Annotated in this window: 17 protein-coding genes; 8 read left to right on the forward strand and 9 right to left on the reverse strand. The window is 62.7% G+C overall.

Translation table 11 applies throughout. The annotated features are described in order from the left end of the window. Nucleotides 1–154: 154 nt before the first annotated feature. From AB7F41_RS03040 to AB7F41_RS03070, 7 genes are all read left to right on the forward strand, one after another. Nucleotides 155–2,389: a transglycosylase domain-containing protein gene (locus AB7F41_RS03040; protein ID WP_428382343.1), complete on the forward strand. Its 2,235-nt coding sequence runs from the start codon at nucleotides 155–157 to the stop codon at nucleotides 2,387–2,389. Between the two features lie 12 nt (nucleotides 2,390–2,401). Next, nucleotides 2,402–2,992, forward strand: a complete 591-nt coding sequence (locus tag AB7F41_RS03045; protein WP_428382327.1) for a DUF1214 domain-containing protein — start codon at nucleotides 2,402–2,404, stop codon at nucleotides 2,990–2,992. Next, the gene (locus tag AB7F41_RS03050; RefSeq protein ID WP_428382325.1) at nucleotides 2,983–3,585 is read left to right on the forward strand and encodes a DUF1254 domain-containing protein; all 603 of its coding nucleotides are present in this window, start codon (nucleotides 2,983–2,985) and stop codon (nucleotides 3,583–3,585) included. The genes AB7F41_RS03045 and AB7F41_RS03050 overlap by 10 nt, the downstream gene beginning before the upstream one ends. 221 nt (nucleotides 3,586–3,806) lie before the next feature. After that, nucleotides 3,807–4,643 (forward strand): hypothetical protein, encoded by an 837-nt coding sequence (locus tag AB7F41_RS03055; RefSeq protein WP_428382323.1) that lies wholly within the window; start codon nucleotides 3,807–3,809, stop codon nucleotides 4,641–4,643. Nucleotides 4,644–4,945: 302 nt separating this feature from the next. Beyond that, nucleotides 4,946–5,776, forward strand: a complete 831-nt coding sequence (locus tag AB7F41_RS03060; RefSeq protein WP_428382321.1) for a hypothetical protein — start codon at nucleotides 4,946–4,948, stop codon at nucleotides 5,774–5,776. Between the two features lie 115 nt (nucleotides 5,777–5,891). Next, nucleotides 5,892–6,218 (forward strand): hypothetical protein, encoded by a 327-nt coding sequence (locus AB7F41_RS03065; RefSeq protein WP_428382319.1) that lies wholly within the window; start codon nucleotides 5,892–5,894, stop codon nucleotides 6,216–6,218. A 56-nt stretch (nucleotides 6,219–6,274) separates the two neighbouring features. After that, the gene (locus AB7F41_RS03070; protein ID WP_428382317.1) at nucleotides 6,275–7,273 is read left to right on the forward strand and encodes a hypothetical protein; all 999 of its coding nucleotides are present in this window, start codon (nucleotides 6,275–6,277) and stop codon (nucleotides 7,271–7,273) included. Nucleotides 7,274–7,294: 21 nt separating this feature from the next. On the opposite strand, the gene AB7F41_RS03075 is transcribed toward AB7F41_RS03070, so the two are convergent. From AB7F41_RS03075 to AB7F41_RS03090, 4 genes are read right to left on the reverse strand one after another with little or no spacing between them, the layout of a single operon-like run. Continuing rightward, complete coding sequence (locus AB7F41_RS03075; RefSeq protein WP_428382316.1) at nucleotides 7,295–8,383, reverse strand: NAD(P)/FAD-dependent oxidoreductase; 1,089 nt, start codon at nucleotides 8,381–8,383, stop codon at nucleotides 7,295–7,297. 2 nt (nucleotides 8,384–8,385) lie between these two features. Next, the gene (locus AB7F41_RS03080; protein WP_428382314.1) at nucleotides 8,386–8,784 is read right to left on the reverse strand and encodes a DUF1178 family protein; all 399 of its coding nucleotides are present in this window, start codon (nucleotides 8,782–8,784) and stop codon (nucleotides 8,386–8,388) included. After that, entirely contained in the window at nucleotides 8,781–9,053 is a 273-nt protein-coding gene (gene grxC, locus AB7F41_RS03085; protein WP_428382312.1) for a glutaredoxin 3, read from the reverse strand. Before grxC ends, AB7F41_RS03080 begins: the two co-directional genes overlap by 4 nt. Nucleotides 9,054–9,074: 21 nt before the next feature. After that, nucleotides 9,075–9,842: a ComF family protein gene (locus AB7F41_RS03090; protein WP_428382341.1), complete on the reverse strand. Its 768-nt coding sequence runs from the start codon at nucleotides 9,840–9,842 to the stop codon at nucleotides 9,075–9,077. A 183-nt stretch (nucleotides 9,843–10,025) separates the two neighbouring features. Between AB7F41_RS03090 and AB7F41_RS03095 the strand changes: the two genes are divergently transcribed. Further along, nucleotides 10,026–11,348, forward strand: a complete 1,323-nt coding sequence (locus AB7F41_RS03095) for a cation:proton antiporter (protein ID WP_428382310.1) — start codon at nucleotides 10,026–10,028, stop codon at nucleotides 11,346–11,348. Nucleotides 11,349–11,360: 12 nt separating this feature from the next. Here the strand turns inward: AB7F41_RS03095 and AB7F41_RS03100 are convergent, their stop codons facing one another. The 5 genes from AB7F41_RS03100 to AB7F41_RS03120 form a co-directional block, all read right to left on the reverse strand. Next, the gene (locus tag AB7F41_RS03100; RefSeq protein WP_428382309.1) at nucleotides 11,361–12,569 is read right to left on the reverse strand and encodes a CobW family GTP-binding protein; all 1,209 of its coding nucleotides are present in this window, start codon (nucleotides 12,567–12,569) and stop codon (nucleotides 11,361–11,363) included. A 103-nt stretch (nucleotides 12,570–12,672) separates the two neighbouring features. Further along, nucleotides 12,673–14,115, reverse strand: a complete 1,443-nt coding sequence (locus AB7F41_RS03105; protein ID WP_428382307.1) for a D-alanyl-D-alanine carboxypeptidase family protein — start codon at nucleotides 14,113–14,115, stop codon at nucleotides 12,673–12,675. A 174-nt stretch (nucleotides 14,116–14,289) separates the two neighbouring features. Beyond that, a complete protein-coding gene (locus AB7F41_RS03110) occupies nucleotides 14,290–14,850 on the reverse strand; it encodes a DUF3280 domain-containing protein (RefSeq protein WP_428382305.1) in 561 nt (186 codons plus the stop codon). Between the two features lie 106 nt (nucleotides 14,851–14,956). After that, nucleotides 14,957–15,601, reverse strand: coding sequence for a response regulator (locus tag AB7F41_RS03115; protein ID WP_428382303.1), 645 nt, complete (start codon nucleotides 15,599–15,601; stop codon nucleotides 14,957–14,959). Next, nucleotides 15,598–16,998, reverse strand: coding sequence for a histidine kinase (locus tag AB7F41_RS03120; protein ID WP_428382302.1), 1,401 nt, complete (start codon nucleotides 16,996–16,998; stop codon nucleotides 15,598–15,600). Before AB7F41_RS03120 ends, AB7F41_RS03115 begins: the two co-directional genes overlap by 4 nt. Between the last annotated feature and the right edge of the window lie 148 nt (nucleotides 16,999–17,146).

Below are 17,146 nucleotides of genomic sequence, written 5' to 3' on the forward strand. Positions count from 1 at the left end.
TTTAACGCCATCCTTCGCTTTCGACTTGCGCTTTGCGTGACAGAAACCATAACGCAATGTGGGCCGCGCGGACGGTCGTCAAGATGGTTTAAAAAGTGTTAAAGTCCATGAAGCGCCGGTAGGTTTATCGGACGCAGGGAGCATCTGCGCTGTGTTGAAGCGTTTCCAGGCTTCTGCTTTCACCAAGCGCGTCAAGCGCATCCTGCTCGCGTTCGACGCGCTGATCGATTCCGCGATGTTTCAGAGCGGGCGGCGGGCCCGCGAGCTCTATGAAGATTTCTCGACCTTCATGGAGCGGTTTCACGTCTCCGGCCTCGCGCGGGTCGGCGTGGAGCTGTCCTGCGAGGCGCTGACTCTCGGGCTCGGCGCCGGCATCGTCGCCATGGCGCTCGCGTCCTCGGCCTTTCAGATGACGAGCGACGAGAATTGGCTCAAGCAGACCGATCTCGCCGTCACATTCCTCGATCGCTACGGCGCCGAAGTCGGCCAGCGCGGCATCAAGCATGACGACGCCGTGCCGCTCGAACAATATCCCGATCATCTCATCAAGGCGGTGCTGGCGACGGAAGACCGCCGCTTCTACGAGCATTTCGGCATCGACGCGATCGGCACGCTGCGGGCGCTGACCGTCAATGCGCGCTCGTCCGGCGTGGTGCAGGGCGGCTCCTCGATCACCCAGCAGCTCGCCAAGAATCTTTTCCTTTCGAACGAGCGCACGATCACCCGCAAGATCAATGAGGCCTTCCTCGCGCTGTGGCTCGAACATCATCTGACCAAGCGCGAGATCCTCAAGCTCTATCTCGATCGCGTCTATATGGGCGGCGGCGCCTTCGGCATTCAGGCCGCGGCCGAATTCTATTTCGGCAAGTCGGTCAAGGACGTCACCCTGTCCGAAGCGGCGATGCTCGCCGGCCTCTTCAAGGCCCCGACGAAATACGCCCCGCACGTCAACCTGCCGGCGGCGCGCGCCCGCGCCAACGACGTGCTCAACAATCTCGTCGACGCCGGCTTCATGACCGAAAGCCAGGTCATCCCCGCCTTGCGCAGTCCGGCGACGCCGATCGATCGCGCGCGCGAGACGAGCCCCGACTGGTATCTCGACTACGCCTACAGCGAGATCCGCAAGTTCGCTCAGGAGGGCAAGCTCGGCGACAATCGCGTGCTCAGCGTGCGCACCACGCTCGACTCCAATGTTCAGAAGCGCGCCGAGGAGGTCATCGAGACCAATCTGCGCGAGCAGGGCCGCAGCTTCCGGGTCAAGCAGAGCGCGGCGGTCGTGATCGAGCCTGACGGGGCCGTGCGCGCCGTCGTCGGCGGGCGCGATTACGGTGCGAGCCAATTCAACCGCGCGACCGACGCCGCGCGCCAGCCCGGCTCCTCGTTCAAGCCGTACGTCTATCTGACGGCGCTGATGACCGGCAAATTCAAGCCCACGACCATCGTCACCGACCGGCCGACCTGCATCGGCAATTATTGCGTGCACAATTACAGCGGCGGCTACGCCGGCTCCATGCCGCTCGCCATGGCGCTGGCGAAATCCTTGAACACGATCGCCATCCAGCTCTCGCAGGCGATCGGCGGCGGCGATTCGCGGAAAGGCCGCGCCAAGATCATCGAGACCTGCCGGCGGCTCGGCATCAGCACGCCGCTCGAAGACACGCCGTCGCTTCCGGTCGGACAGAGCGACGTGATCCTGCTCGAACATTCCGCGGCCTATGGATCCTTCGTGAACGGCGGCAAGAGAGTCACGCCCTACGCCGCCGTCGAAATCCGCAACCGCCAGGGCGATCTGCTGTATCGCCACGATCGCGATGCGCCGCCGCAGACGCAGGCCGTGCCGTTCAGCAAGGTGGTCGAACTCGCCGGCATGATGAAGAAGGTCGTCGAGGCAGGCACCGGCAGGCGCGCGCAGCTCGGGCAGGGGATCGACGTCATCGGCAAGACCGGCACCACCAACGGCTATCGCGACGCCTGGTTCTGCGGCTTTTCCGGCACGATGGGCGGTTGCGTCTGGTACGGCAATGACGACAACACGTCGATGAACAACATGACCGGCGGCTCGCTGCCGGCGGGCACCTGGCACGACATCATGGCCTATGCGCATCAAGGCGCGATCCTGAAGCCGATCGTCGGATTGCGGCCGGATCCCAAGGGTGCGACGGCCGCCGCCAACGCCAACACGGTCAAGCCGCTCGAGCTCGGCGCGCCGCAGCGTCCCGCCACCCTGTCCAAGGGCGCGATGCAGGCGCTCGAATCGATTCAGTCGAAGATCAAGGCGGTCGCGGGCGACAAGCAGAGCGCGCTCGAGGCGCCCGAACCCGCCGGGTCGGACGCCGTGCGGCGCGAGGCGCAGCGCGCGAGCGGCGCCGCCGATGGCGTGATTCGATAGCGGGAGCGCGTCTTGGACCTCAAGCCTTACGCCAATTATCTGCGCGCCGCCTCGGCGATGATCGCCGGCCTCGTCATCGGCCTGGGGGCGACCGTTCTGTCGCTCAACGCCGGCTACGGGTTCAACGCCTTCCGCGCCGGGCCGTGGACCGCCTGGCCGGACATCGGCGGCGCGACGATCGATCCTTATGCGCGGGCGGTGGTGTCGCGTTCGGGAGAGGCGCCGCTCGGCCGCGATCAGGGGCTGGCCTTCATCGCGCGGACCGATTCGAACGGCGCGCCGCTCAAGGCCGACTGCGAATATCGGATTATCGATCCGCTGCCCACCGCGCGCTTCTGGACCATCGCGCTCGCAAGCCCCGACGGCCGTCTGCTCGCCAATCCGGCGGAGCGCTACGGCTATTCTTCGATCGACATTCTGCGCAAGGAGGGCGGCGCGTTTGACATCGACGTCGCGCGCGACGCGCGGCCCGGCAACTGGCTCTCGCCGGGCGGGGCGCAGGGCTTCGTCGTCATGCTGCGGCTCTATGATACGCCGCTCGACACCGAAGCGGCTGCGGATTCGAATTCCTTCCCGAAAATCGTGAAAGTCGGATGCGCCTGAACATTCCCGATCGCATTCTCGAATTCCTGCCCTGGGTGGTGGCCACGCTGCTCGTCGCCGGCATCGTGCACATCATATCGGTGCTGCTGATGCCGACCGTGGCGCCCAATGACGCGCTGGCGCGACTGGCGACCTATGTGAAGAGCGCCGCGCCGGCCGAGGGGCTGGTGATGCTGCCGCCGATGGCGCCGGGCGCCGAGACGCTGCCCTTCGAGGATCCGGCCTTCGCCGAGGCGGTCTGCGTCTACGATCTCGCCAAGGGTCCGCTGCGGGTCAAGACCAGCGTCGACGGCGAGGATTTTCTCGGCCTGTCCTTTCACGCCAACGCCGGCCGAATCTATCATGCGATGACCGACCGCTCGGCGATCAAGGGCAAGATCGACATCGTCGTCGGCGACGCGCGCCAGATCGACGCCATGGCGAGCGCGGATGAGGGCGACGCCCCGCCGCCGCAGGAAGTGCGGCTCACGGCGCCGACCAAGCGCGGCTTCATCTTGATCCGCTCTCTGGCGAAGCGCGCCTCCGATCAGGAGCGCGCGCGCGGCCGCCTAAGCGCGATCAGCTGCCAGCGTTTCGATCTGCCGCAGGGATAAGGCGCCTTCATCGGCGATGAACCTCATCGCGTGAGCGGTCGCGCTCTGCACACTCGGCGCACTGATCTTGAACAAAAATCAGCGCTCGCTCCGACCGCCCGACTTCCAGCAGGAAATTGCTGCTCCGCGCTTGAGTTCATCACCCGAAAACTCGACAGACGCATGCGCGGTCAACGCGATCCCAGCTTGACTAGATTAGCCCGAGAAGGCAGGCGAGTTCGATGAGGACGGCGAAAAAATTACGGCGAATTGACGCGTCGAGCGGGATGAAGAAGGCGGCGCGCGCCGTTTTGTTCGCTCTTTTGTCATTAGCGCTTCCTTTGTCTGATGCGCATGCGGAGAGTAGGAAATGTCTATCATTCAAGTTTGCTGCAAAGGCGTGGTTGCCCAAAAATGATTCGGAAGATGGAATTACAGTAATTCAAAAATGGCCAAATGCAGCTATCATCAAGGTAAGAGTTACCCTCGACGATATGACGATGCAAAACAATGAAATTGAAAAAATCGAACAAATAAGATCGCAAATAACAAGTTGGTTTCAATTAGCTAACCTAGGCGTTCGTTTTTTTGACCAAGGCGATGCCGATACCGATTATGTCTTAGTTTTAACAACTGACGTCGAAGGTTATATTGGTAAAAAGCTCGACTACGTAGGGGGTTTCCTGTTAAGTTCGCCTGCGATCAAAGAAGGTTTAGCTAGTCTCACTGAAGTAGAGCGGGCTAGATTTTCAGATCCTGCGGTAATCGTGGCCCGTATTAAGAAAGCTGGTGGATGTGGAAGTTTTTATATTGCTAATAACGCTGTGATTGTTCGTTCATATTCATTAATCGATGTTGGTAAACCGGTGCTGTGCGCGCAGGTGGCCATTTCGGAGGCGATGGGAGTTTTGAACGCCCCATCCTTTGCGTATCTAATGAATTTTCCAAACGAGATTATTACAGACGAGCAAAGATCTTTCTTTTTAAGCAAAACGGTGGCGCTGCTTTATAGCGATAAAATTAAGATTGGCTTGAATAGAGCTGACGCGACAGCGGCTCTTGAGGAGATGTGCAAGTGATTTCGATCGGACGCGGCGACAAAGATCGTCGCGCGGCATGAGACGTCCGTTTTTTGGCCGGAGAGCCGGTCTGTCGTTTTCAGGGGGAAAGGCGGCGCATGACGCAGTCGGCGGTTGAAGGTGCGGCGGAGAATCGGTGCATGCGCGGACGAAAACCCAAAGCGCCTCAATATTGCAGGTTCAGAATGAGAGCGTCTGCAGGCATGCGGATCTCCCCCGACCAAGCCATGTCAGTGACTGATTATGCGCGGTCAACGCGATCCCAGCTGGACTAGATTAGCCCGAGAAGGCAGGCGAGTTGGATGAGGACTGCAAGGAAATTACGTCGAATTGACGCGTCGAGCGGGACGAAGAAGGCGGCGGGCGCCGTTTTGTTCGCTCTTTTGTCATTAGCGCTTCCTTTGTCTGATGCGCATGCGGAGAGTAGGAAATGTCTATCATTCAAGTTTATTGCAAAGGCGTGGTTGCCCGCGCTTGATTCGTCAGATGGGATTGCAGAGGTTCAAAGATGGCCAAAAGACGCCATCATAAAGGTAAGGATTGTCCTCGACGAGAGGATGACGCAAGACCATGAAATTGGAAAAATCGAACAAATAAAATCACAAATCGCAAGTTGGTTTCAAATAGCCAACCTGGGCGTTCGTTTTCTTGACCATGGAGAAGTCGACTATGTAATAGTTATGACAACTGACGTCGAAGGCTATATCGGCAAACGAATCGGTTATCTAACGGAATTCCTTATAAGTTCGCCCGCAGTTAAAGAAACCTTAGACAGTCTCCCGGAAGTCGAACAGGCTAAAGTTCTAGATCCTGTGGTTGTCGCGGATCATATTAAAAGATCTGGTGGATGTGGAAGTCTTTACATTGCTGGCAGATCTTTAATTTTTCGTTCGTACTCTTTGATAAATATCAATCAATCTATGTTGTGCGCGCAGGTAGCCGTTTCGGAGGCGATCGGAGCGTGGAATGCGCCATCCTTTGCGTATCTGATGAATGCGTCAAACGAGACTGTCACAGATGAGAAAAGATCTTTCTTTTTAAGCAAATCGGTGGCGCTGCTTTATAGCGATAAAATTAAGATTGGCTTGAATAGAGCTGACGCGACAGCGGCTCTTGAGGAGATGTGCAAGTGATTTGGAATGCGCGCCGGTTTCAGTTGGTCGACGCTTTCACAACGTTTATATCCACTTAATGCCTGGCAATGATAAATATATATGGATTGTTCCCGCAGGATTTGCGGTCGCGTTCATGACGTACAGCGGATTTGCGTATTACTTGCGGCTTAAAAATTGGAAAAAGTTAGACGGCGCCGTAGTCGATTGTGAGGGCTCTCTTAAAGGAGACAACAACATCGTCTATGAATGTCTGATAGAGTTGAAGGATGGAGAGCAAGTTGAAATTGTTAGCGTCACGAGTGGCTTGACCAAGAGAAAAAAGGGCGAGCGCGTCAGGGTGATGGTTAACCCGCGCAATAGTCGAGATTTTGATATCGTAGACGCCAAACAAAAGCTTGTTGGTCCTTTCATTGGGTCAGCTATTTTTATGTGGTCGATCATTATGTTGCTGTTGCCGTAAATTCCAGTGAAAGCGTCGCGTCGGAATGTGGCTGAACCCTTTCGCCGGAGAAAAACATGAGCGGCGTCGTTCGGCCGCGCGGGCTTCACATGTTGACCAGCCTATTCGCCTGGAGCCGCATCCGCTTCGCTGCGTTCACATCGGCGCTTACCGGCGTTTCCGTTCATCGGTTTGTGGGCTGGGTTGTTGGCCCTCTCGCAATCGTCGCCGCGCTTTTTTGGGTGGCGAACCATATCGGCCGCACTGTCTTCGCGGGAAAAACCGAGAAGACCGACTGCGTCCCGAACGAACGCTTCGTCAATGATCCGGACGGGCGTCGTTTTCTCGAACTGCGCTGGCTGATGGACCCGCCGGGCTGGCGCGTCCGCCTGCGCGTGCCCGCCGAATATGTGACATGGGCGGATGTCGGGTGCGAGTCCGCGACAATGCCCGGCTATCCAGATCCGAACTATCGGGACGTTTATGCGCATGGGTTCAGCATCGGCGTGGATCTGCCGGATTTCACGGTCCTGCAACCGACAGATCGACACATCCGACGTCGAGGCCTCGACAGGACAAAGATGATTGTAAGCGTGGATTCCGAAGTAAAAGTGCAGGGTGGGGAGGCTGAAAAGGTTCGAGTGATTCAGAAAATGTTCTATGGCAGACAACGGATTTCTCTCGACCCTGACAATGTTTCTTTGAAATCCAGAAACCTGACGGTTGGTCCGAAGCCGGACAAGTTCAATTTGAAGCGCATCGGCGTCATCGGAGATATGTCCCGCTACAAGACCGAGCTGGGTGGGGGTGAGGCCGTCGATTTCTACTATGTCGACAGAAAGCCGATCGATCTATTTTTTGAGTGTCAGGCGGAGGAAATCAAGGATCACACGGAAGATTCGGGATGGGATCGTCGCCCCGAATGCCAGATGTTTTTCCGCTATGCGCGCCTGGACGCGGTGATTAAAGCCGACTTTCCACGAATATTCATGCCGATGTGGCCGGAGATCAAGCGCAAGCTGGAACAGCTTTTGGACACGTTCGAAATTGGCGAACTAAATGAAGGACAATTGTAAGGACGGCGCGGGATGTGCGCCTCATCGCGCGCGCATTCTGTGGAAGAACACGACGCTGGCGGCCGCGCGCATGGCGGACGAGCGCAGCAGCAGATTGAACGCCGCGTCGTTTTGGAAGTTGTCGTAGCTCCAGCGTAGAGTCCGCTTTAAGCGAAAACGCGGATAAGACTTTGGCAGCCAAAGCGCTGGGTCCTGCGCGCGGCCGTCGAGAAAATCCGCGATGGCGACGCCCGCGGCGCGCCCATGGCGCAGCGCCGTGTGAATGCCGCCGGCGGTGACCGGCGAGACCATGCCGGCGGCGTCGCCGACAAGCAGCGCGCGCGGCGCCGCGAGCGGCGAAACGAGGCCGCCGCACGGAATAAGTCCGGCGCGCACATTGGTCGGCGCGCGATCGCGAAAATCGGCGACGGGCGCGATTTTTTCCAGGAACGCCGCCATGGCGCTCTTCGCCTCCGCGGCCGAAGTCGCGCCAAGCCTGCGGGCCAGTCCCACTTGCGTGACGCCGACGCCGGCGATGATCCAGCCGATGTAGCCCGGCGCCAGCCGCTTATCGATGAAGCAATGCAGCCGGTCGCTCGCGTCGAAATCGGCGCCTTCATATTCATGTTCGACGCCGAAGATGAAGTGACGGTTCTCGCCGAGCGCGAGCGTTTTCGCGACATGCGACTTCGGGCCGTCGGCGCCGACGAGATAGCAGGCGACCGTTCCATCCGGCAGCGCATAGCCATTCGCATGCGCTGCCGCTTTGGTGAACGGCGCGCCATATTGAATGCGCACGCCGGCCGCCTCGCAACGCCGCGCGAGCAGGCGCATCAATTCTGGCGTGTCGGTCGCGAGGAAGTAATAGCCCGGCGCTGAAAGATCGATGCAGCGCATATCGGGCGCATAGAGCCGCACGCCGTCGACGCGCCGCGCGACATGTTCCGGCAGCGGCCCGAGCCAATCGATGGCGTGCGCCGCCTCGCGCACGAGAATGCCGGTCGTATGCGGCTTTTCGCCCGGTTCGGATTTGCGTTCGATGATGGTGGTGGCGACGCCGCGTTCGGCGAGCGCCTGAGCGCAGGCGAGCCCAGAAAAACTGGCGCCGACAATGACGACCGGCGTGGACAAATTCAGTTGCCGTCGCTGGGCGGTCCCGGGATCGGCAGAATTTCGATGCCCTCTTCGAGCAGCGCCTTCGCTTCCTCGAAGGTGGCGCGGCCGCGGATCGCGCGCCGTTCAGTTTCGCCGTCCTCCATGGCGCGCGCCTCCTCGGGGAAGCGGTCGCCGACGTCTTCCGAGTTCGCGACCAGGGTGTCGTGCAGCTCGCGCAGCTTCACGCGCAGATCGCGCGCCGCCTCGTCGCGCTGCTTGGCGACGTTCGGCGCCATCACGTCGCGCGCGATCTTCGTCGACTCGCAAAAAGGGCAGGCGATCCGTCCCTCAGCCGCCTGCTTTTCGTAGCTGGCGCTGTCGCGAAACCAGCTCTCGAAGCTGTGGCCGGCGTCGCAGATGAGCGAATAGCGGATCATGCCGCCGCTCCGCCGGCGAGAAGCGCGTCGAGTTCGCCCCCGCGTTCGAGGTCGTAGAGATCGTCGCAGCCGCCGATGTGCCGGTCGTCGATGAAGATCTGCGGCACGGTCGAGCGGCCGTTGGCGCGCTGGCTCATGCGGCGGCGCCCGAGCGGATCCCACGCCACCGAGATTTCTTCGAACTCGGCGCCCTTTTGCGTCAGCAGCCGCTTGGCGGCGATGCAATAGGGGCAGGTCGGCGTTGTGTAGATTTCGATGCGCGGGGCCATGGCGCGCTTATACGCCGGCCTTCATGCGCTTGTCACGGCCCGTGCGAAGACGAGGAGGTCGACGCGCGCCGCGCCCGCCTTGAGCAGAGCGCGCGTCGCGGCGTTGGCGGTCGCGCCGGTGGTCAGCACGTCGTCGACGAGGACGACATTGCGGCCGTGGACGGCGTCGGCGCGCTCCGGCGCGACGCGGAAGGCGCCGGAGAGGTTGGCGGCGCGCTGCGCCCGCGTCAGCCCGACCTGCGGCGCGGTCGGCTTGACGCGCTCGAGCGCCATGGTCTCCACCGGCACGGCGCTGGCGCGCGAGACCGCCTGGGCAAGCGCCGCCGACTGGTTGAACCGCCGGGCGAGAATCCGCAGCCGATGCAGCGGGATGGGCGCGATGACGTCGGCGTCGGCGAGGAGTTCGGCGCCGGCGCGGGCCATCCAGCGGCCCATCGGCTCGGCGAGCTCCAGCCGGTCGTAATATTTCAGCCGGTGCGCCAGCGCGCGCGCCTTGTCGCTGTCGTAGCGGGCGACCGCTCGGGCGCGGCCGAAAGCCGGCGGATTGGCCGCCGCTTCCAGCGAGATCAGGCCCGGCTGCGACAAATCGCGCTCGAACGGCGTGCCGAGCCGCTCGCAATAGGGGCGCTCGATGAAGGCGATGTCGCGCCAGCATTCGGCGCAGATCGCGCCATGCGCGGCGACGGCCTTCCGGCAGACAAGACAGGAGGGCGGATAGACGAGATCGAGTAGCGCCTGTCCCGCCGATGCAAGGCGTCGAGAGAGGCCGGTCGCGGCGCCCCGCGTCAAGGGTCGAAACCCGGTCAATCCATCCTTCCAAATGAATGTTTGCCGCGCTTGCGAAATCAGGGGTTGAGCGCGGACGGAACTCTAACGCATTGTGCCGACCCGGAAAAGAATCGCTTGTCCGCGTCGCGCCCTTGGCGATGCACGGGCGCCGTGCGACGTCGGCCCAGGAGGAGACAGACGCATATGAAAGAGTTCCACGCGATCTTCGTCATCTCCTGCATCGCGGTGCTGGCGCCGCTGCTCAATCGAATTCCGATTTTTGCGCGCGCGCCGATCGTCGCCATCGAACTTCTGCTCGGCATGCTGGTCGGCCCAAGCGGCGTGGGATTGGTCAGCGCCGACAGCGCCTTGGACTTTCTCAGGGAATTCGGGCTCGCCTATCTGTTTTTTCAGGCGGGTTTCGAATTCAACCAGATGGAGATAACCGGAAAGCCGCTTCGGCTCGGTCTTTACGCCTGGCTTGTGTCCCTCGGCCTTTCGATCGTCATTTCCGGACTGCTTTACGTCGTCGGCCTCGTGGAGTCGCCGCTTCTTGTCGCGCTGATCCTGCCGACCACGGCGTTCGGCATATTGATCCTGATGCTGCGGCAGTCCGGCGAGCTCGACAATGAATTCGGACATTATGTCCTTGGCGTCGCGGCCGTCAGCGAAATCGGGCCGCTGATTCTCGCATCGATCGCTCTCGCGCGACACGATCATCATCTCCACCAGACGCTGTTGAGCGCGCTGTTCATGGCGATCGGACTGGCGACGATCGTGTTTCTCAAGCGCGCGCGTTCCGATCGTCTTGCGGATAGCGTCGTCAGCTGGCTTGGCGACAGCGAGCTGCTTCCCATTCGAATCTCGCTGGTCATCCTGCTCGGCTTCATCTCATTCGCCGACCGGCTGGGCATGGAGCTTGTGGTCGGCTCCTACATGGCGGGCATGGCCGTCGCCGTCCTGGTGCATGGCACCAAGGCCGAGATTCTCGAAGAACGGTTGACCGCCATCGGCTCCGGTTTCCTCATCCCGCTGTTTTTCATCGAGAGCGGCGCGTCCTTCGATCTGCCGGCGCTGGTCTCGAGTCCGGCCAGCGTCGTGCAATTCATCGTCTTTTGCGCGGCGTTCCTGGTCATCCGCCTGGCGCCGCTCAATCTGTATCGCGGGACGCTGCCCGATCAGGATATGCCGGCGTTGGCGCTGTTGTCGTCGACCACGCTGCCGCTGGTCGTCGCGCTGACCTATCTTGGCGTCGCGAGAGGTCAATTGACGCCGGAGACCGCCTCGGCGCTTGTCGGCGCCGCGATGGTGACCGTCACGGCGTTTCCGACCGTGGCCTTTTGGCTTCGCGGACCGCACGAAAAATCCCGTTTCGAGAGCGGCGTCTCGCTGGTCGCCCACGCCGTCGCCGACTGGTTCTCGACGCAGGCGTCCAGCGGACTGGCCAGGCTCTCCCCGCAATGGCGCGACGAGTTGCAGGGATTCGAGCAGCGCGTTCGAAACCTGTTCAGCGGTCCGGCAAAATAGGGGTCGCGCGCGTCAGCCGAGCAGGCCGCCGGCTTTCGGCGCCAGCGGATTATCGGCGAGCGCCTGGGCGTCGGGACGGTCCGGCGCGGGGTGATTGACGAGCGCGCCGTAGAGCCCGTGGACGAAGGCTTCGTCGAGATCCTTGACGATGAAGACAATGCGCGTGCGCCTGTCGTCGTCCGGCCAGGCGTCGAGGCGGTGCGGCGGGTGGAAGACATGCTGCACGCCGTGGATCGCCACGGGACGCGACGGATCGTCGGCGAGCGCGACGATTCCCTTTACGCGCAACATGCGCGGCCCATGCGTGTGACGCAGAAGATCGATGAAAATGTCGAAGGAGGCCGGCGTCAGCGGCGTATCCGCCGAGAAGCAGAACGCGCGGATATGCGCGTCATGGCGATTCACGTCATGTCGATGGCGGCCGTGATGATGGTCGTGATCATGATCATCATCGTGGCCGTGACTATGATCGTGGTCGGCATGATCATGCGATTGCGCCGCTTCGACCGCTTCCGCGTTCAGCCATTGCTTCACGCGCGGCGTCTTGGTTTCGGCGTCGTACAGGCCGCAGTCGATGAGCGCCTCGGGCGTCGCTTCGCCCTTGGCGGCGTCAAGCTGCAGCGCGCCCGGATTGAGGTGCGCGAGCCGCGCCTTCAGCGCGTCGAGGCGCTTCGCGCCCTCCGGCAGATCGGCCTTGGTGAGGACGAGCCGGTCGGCGATGGCGGCCTGTTTGACGGCTTCCTCATGCGCGTCGAGCGTCGCCTCGCCATTGACCGCATCGACGAGCGTCACGACGCCGTCTAGCCGATAGCGCATCATCAGATAGGGATGATACATGATCGCGTGTAGGATCGGCGCGGGATCGGCGAGGCCGGTGGTCTCCAGAACCACGCGCCGGAACGGCTTGATCCGGCCATTGTCGAGGCGCTTCAGCAGATCTTCGAGCGTATTCACCAGATCGCCGCGGATCGTGCAGCAGACGCAGCCCGAACTCATCAGCACCATGTCGCCGTCGATCTTCTCGATGAAGAGATGATCGAGGCCGATCTCGCCGAATTCATTGATGAGGACGAGCGTGTCCGCGAGCGCCGGCGAGGCGAGCAGCCGATTGAGCAGCGTCGTCTTGCCGGCCCCAAGAAATCCGGTGACGACGGTCAGCGGAATTGGCGGCGGCGCGGAACGCGTCGCCGGATCGGCGGCGGGCTTGGTCAGGTCATTCATTCAGGCGGAACTCGCGTCGGAGCGGAAGAGATTTTCCGCTTGCCGAAGACGCGCATCTTCGCCGAAAACGACGCGCGCTTCCAGAACGAACGCTTCGACGACGTCAGCTCTTGCCCTGTTCGGCGGCGGAGCGCGTCTTCGGCGCGGCCGGCTTTTGAGCTTCGGCGCGCGGCGCCGCCGGCTTCGGCTTCGTCGCGCTTTTCTGCGCCTTGGGCTTCGGGCGCGGCTCGTCGCTAATGATCTCTACATTCGGGGCTTCCGACTTGGCCGCTTTGGCAGCCTTGGCCGCCTTTGCGGCGCGCGCCGCTTTCCCGGCCTTGGCGCGCTTCGCGCCTCGGCGCAGCGAAACGGCGTCCGGCGCCGGCTTGCTGATTGGCGAAGCGCCCGCGCCGCTGGGCTCGGACTGCGACGCGTAAGCCGCAAGGTCAGTCTGCTCGCCCACGGGCGCTCCCGGCGCGCGCGTCCGCGCCACCGGTCCGACATAGCCGGGCGCGCGTCCCACATAGACGGTCACGGGATCGAAGCGCGGGCGGGGCAGGTGCGCAATCTCCTTGGCGGTCATGCGTTGTTGCTGAACGCCGCCAAGCGTATCGAGCAGCGGAACGCCTGAGCCGACCGGGACGGACGCGTCCTCGATCTCCGCCATGAATTCCGCCGCCGCCGGCCCGCGGTGGTGACAGACCGACTCGCGCAAGTCAGGCGCCGCCGTCGGGCCGGAACTCGCCAGCGTGGCGAGCGAAGCGACGGCGCCGCTCTGGAATCCCCGATCGAGCAGCGCCGCCGTCTTCGCGGTGCGCAAGATGGGGTTGGGCGCGCCGAGGACGACGGCGATCAAACGCCGGCCGCCGCGGCTGGCGGACGCGACAAGATTGAAGCCGGCCGAGCAGGTGAAGCCGGTCTTCATGCCATCCGCGCCGGGATAGCGGCCGAGAAGGTGGTTATGCGTGGGAATGATCTGCTTGCCGAGCTGCATCGCGCCGATGTTGAACAGATTGGCGTGCTCGGGAAACTGCAGGTACAGCGCTCGGCCGAGAATGGCGAGGTCGCGGGCGGACGTGACCTGCCGCGCGTCGGGCAGGCCGTTGGGGTTGACCCACACCGACTGCGTCATGCCAAGCGCGGCGGAAGCGCGGTTCATCTCGTCGGCGAAGGCTTCAACCGAGCCGGACACGCCTTCGGCGATCGCGACGGCGATGTCGTTCGCGGACTTCACCATCAGCATGACGAGCGCATTGTGCAGGGTGACTTCCGAGCCGGGTCTGAAGCCCATCTTGGAAGGCGCCTCGCGGCAGGCGCGCGGCGACATCATCACCGGCGTGTCGAGCGAGATCCGGCCCTGGCGCACCGCCTCGAGCGCCACATAGACGGTCATCAGTTTCGTCACAGAGGCGGGATACCAGGAGGCGGTCGCTTGATCATGCGAGAGCACGGCGCCCGACGTGACGTCGACGACGATCGACGGCGTGGCGCGGGCGGGCGCGACGAGGCCGAAAGCAATCAATGCCGCGCTCGTCGCCGCAATCAATGTGGACTTCGAGAAGATCATCCGCATAGCCCCATCACCAGACGCCGAAACGCGCAGGCTCGCTTGAAAACGCCGCATTCATAATAGCGCCGGAGGCGCACAGCCGAAATAGGCGGCGAATAGGGCGATTCGGGGGCAATTAGCGAAGTCTTAACCCTGATCTTCACCTCATTTTCGCAAGGCGCGGCGCGGTCTTCACGGCTGAGCAGGACGATTGTGGCGCGCAAGCTCCGGCTCGACAAGCTGGTATCGGATCAGGAACTTCAGCGCGCGACTCCACGACTGGTCGGTTTCCCCGCGCAGATCGGTTTGCGACACATGCACGAGGCCGCCTGTGCGCGCGTCGCGGATGCGCAGTTCGAGATATTGCTCCATCACGCTGACTTTTCGAAAGAAGCCGACGAAGGACAGGTCTGCGCCGAGATCGCGCGCGATGTCCGCGTCGCAGCCGTTGCACTTGCGCAGCCAATGGTCCTTGACGTTCTGGTCCGTCGAAACGCTTCCGTCGACGATCTCGAACAGTCCGGATTGCGCCAGAAGCTCCCGGGCGAGCGCGGTCATCCGTTCAAGGCGCGCGGTTTCTTCGGGGCTTTCGCCGGCGATCGGCCCTCCGGCGGTGAAATCGTCGAGTTCAATGCCGAAGACCGCGAGTTTGAGGAGCGGAGAAGACTGGGCCTGTGCGGCTCCGGCGATCATGATCGCGATCAGCGCCGACATGACGATTCGCAAGCGCGTCTTTTTTCCCGTGGTTCTCATGGCCAAGCTCCGCTCTCCCTGCCGGGACAGGCGTAGCCGCGCGCCGCCGTTCCGGCTTCGGCCTTTCGCCCATGGCGGCTTGGGCAATTTTCCCTTCCGGGGCGGATCAGGGCGCCGACGCGTCGTCGACGAGTCCGGCGCCGATCGCGAGCCAGACGAGATGGGCGTCGGTGCGCGCGCCGATCTTGGATTTGATCTGATAATGGTAGTTCTGAACGGTTTTCGGGCTGAGATTCAGGAGGGCCGCGATGTCCTCCGTGGTGCGCCCGGACGCGACAAGCCGCAGGATCTCCGTCTCCCGCGGGCCCAGCTCGTCGACGAACGCGCATCCCTCGCTCAGCCGTTCCGCGGCGATTTCGCGCGCGACGTCGTCGCTCAGCGCCCGGCCGCCCTTGGCGACGATCGCGACCGCGCGTAGAAGCTCGGCGGCGTCGCTGCTTTTCGTGACATATCCGGACGCGCCGGCTTCAAAGGCCTTCAGCGCAAAAGCCGCGCCGCTGTGCATGGTGAAGATCAGAATGCGCGCGCCCTTATCCCATTGCCGGATATGACGGACCGCTTCGACGCCGCTCGCGCCCGGCAGAGAAAGGTCCATGATGACGACGTCGGGCGAGAAACGGCGATAGGCCTGATAGCCCTCCGCGGCGTTGTCGGCCTCGGCGACGATCTTGTGCCCCGGCTGTCGCTCCAGGAGCCGCCGATACCCTTCTCGAACGATCGGGTGGTCGTCGACGAGAAGAATCGTGCTCATGCCGGCGCGAGACCGTTCATCGCCGCCACGCCGCCGCCGGCGAACGGAATGCGCGCGACGACGCGCACGCCATGCGCGGCGTCGCTGATCGAGAGGCTTCCGCCAAAGGCCGCGATCCGTTCTCGGATTCCGAGAATGCCATGGCCCGAGGCGGCGGCGAGGCGCGAGGCGTCGCCGCCGCCGTCGTCTTCGACCGTCAGCGCGACGAGTCCGTCGTTTGCCGTCCCGCGCTCGACGCGCAGATAGACGTTTTTCGAATCGCCATGCCGCATCGCATTGGTGAGACATTCCTGCGCGATGCGGTAGAGGCTCGTCGAAATGGTCTGCGGCACGTCGCCAAGCTCGCCGAAGAGTCTGACGTGGACGACGGCCTTCCGTCCGGCCTTGGCGTTCCAGGTCGCGGCGAGCTGGAGCAGACAGGTTTCGAGCCCGAGCTCTTCGAGGTCCTGCGAGCGCAGTCGCGCCAGCGCGTCGCGCAGGCTGGTCATCATGCGCTTGGCGACGCGCGCGATCGAACGCGCGTCTTCAGTGACGCCCGGGTCAGTCTTGGCGGCCGCCGCCTCGATCGAGCCTGCGAACGCCAGGGTCGCGGTCAGGCACTGGCCGAATTCGTCGTGGAGGTCGCGGGCGAGGGCGCGGCGTTCCTCTTCCTGGACCTCGAACAGCCGCTTGGTGAGCGCTGCGCGCTCCGCCGTCGTCTGCGCCAGGCGTTCGGCGAGGTCATTGACCGCGCGGGCGATCAGGCCGAATTCGCCCTTGGTCACGGCGTTGAGCCGGCTCCCGTAGTTGCCCTGCTCCAATTGGCGCAGCCCGTCGACGATGGCGCGCGTCGGCGCCAGCGCATGCACGATGGCGATGGCGGCGAGCGCGCAGATGCAGAACGCCATCGACGCCGCGACGCTCACGATGATTGAGATCTGTCGCCAGGCTTGCCGGATGGCCGCGTCGGGATCCGCCCTGACGACGATCGCCCCGGTCTCCGGTTGCCGCACGGTCAGCGGCCGAACGATCGGCGCATGTGCGCCGAAGATGCGCTCATAGGCGTTCGAAAACCATGCGGGCGCCGCCGCGCCGACGCCTTCGAGCTGACTACACAGCGTGTCCGGCTCCTGCGCTCCCGGCGCATAGCTGATGCAGACGCCCGGCGAGACGAGCTTCAAAGTGGTCAGGGATTGCCATTCGGGAATCGGCAGAATGTTGTCGCGGCGCATGCTGCCGCGCCACAGAATCGCGTGCCAGTAGAGATTTTCGAGCTGATGCGCGACGCGATCCGCCGAGGTCGTCGCTTCCGCTTCGACCGCGCGATGCGCGTCGAACATCACCCAGCCCGCCGTGAGCGTGAAACACAGGAGGGCGATGCCGACAAGCTGCAGGACGAGCCCGATGATCAGTCGCATGGGCGTATTCCCCGTTGAGGATCCGCCGCTCAGTAGAGCAGGAATCGCAATGCGGTCCAATGCGCGCGACGGCTTGCGGGCCTATATCGGGCAAAATGCCCGATCGTCCGTAGCGGATTTGTATTCCTTGGAAAATTTCGGCGCTGCC

It is taken from the genome of Methylocystis sp., assembly GCF_050251305.1.
In the GTDB taxonomy this organism is placed as follows: domain Bacteria; phylum Pseudomonadota; class Alphaproteobacteria; order Rhizobiales; family Beijerinckiaceae; genus Methylocystis.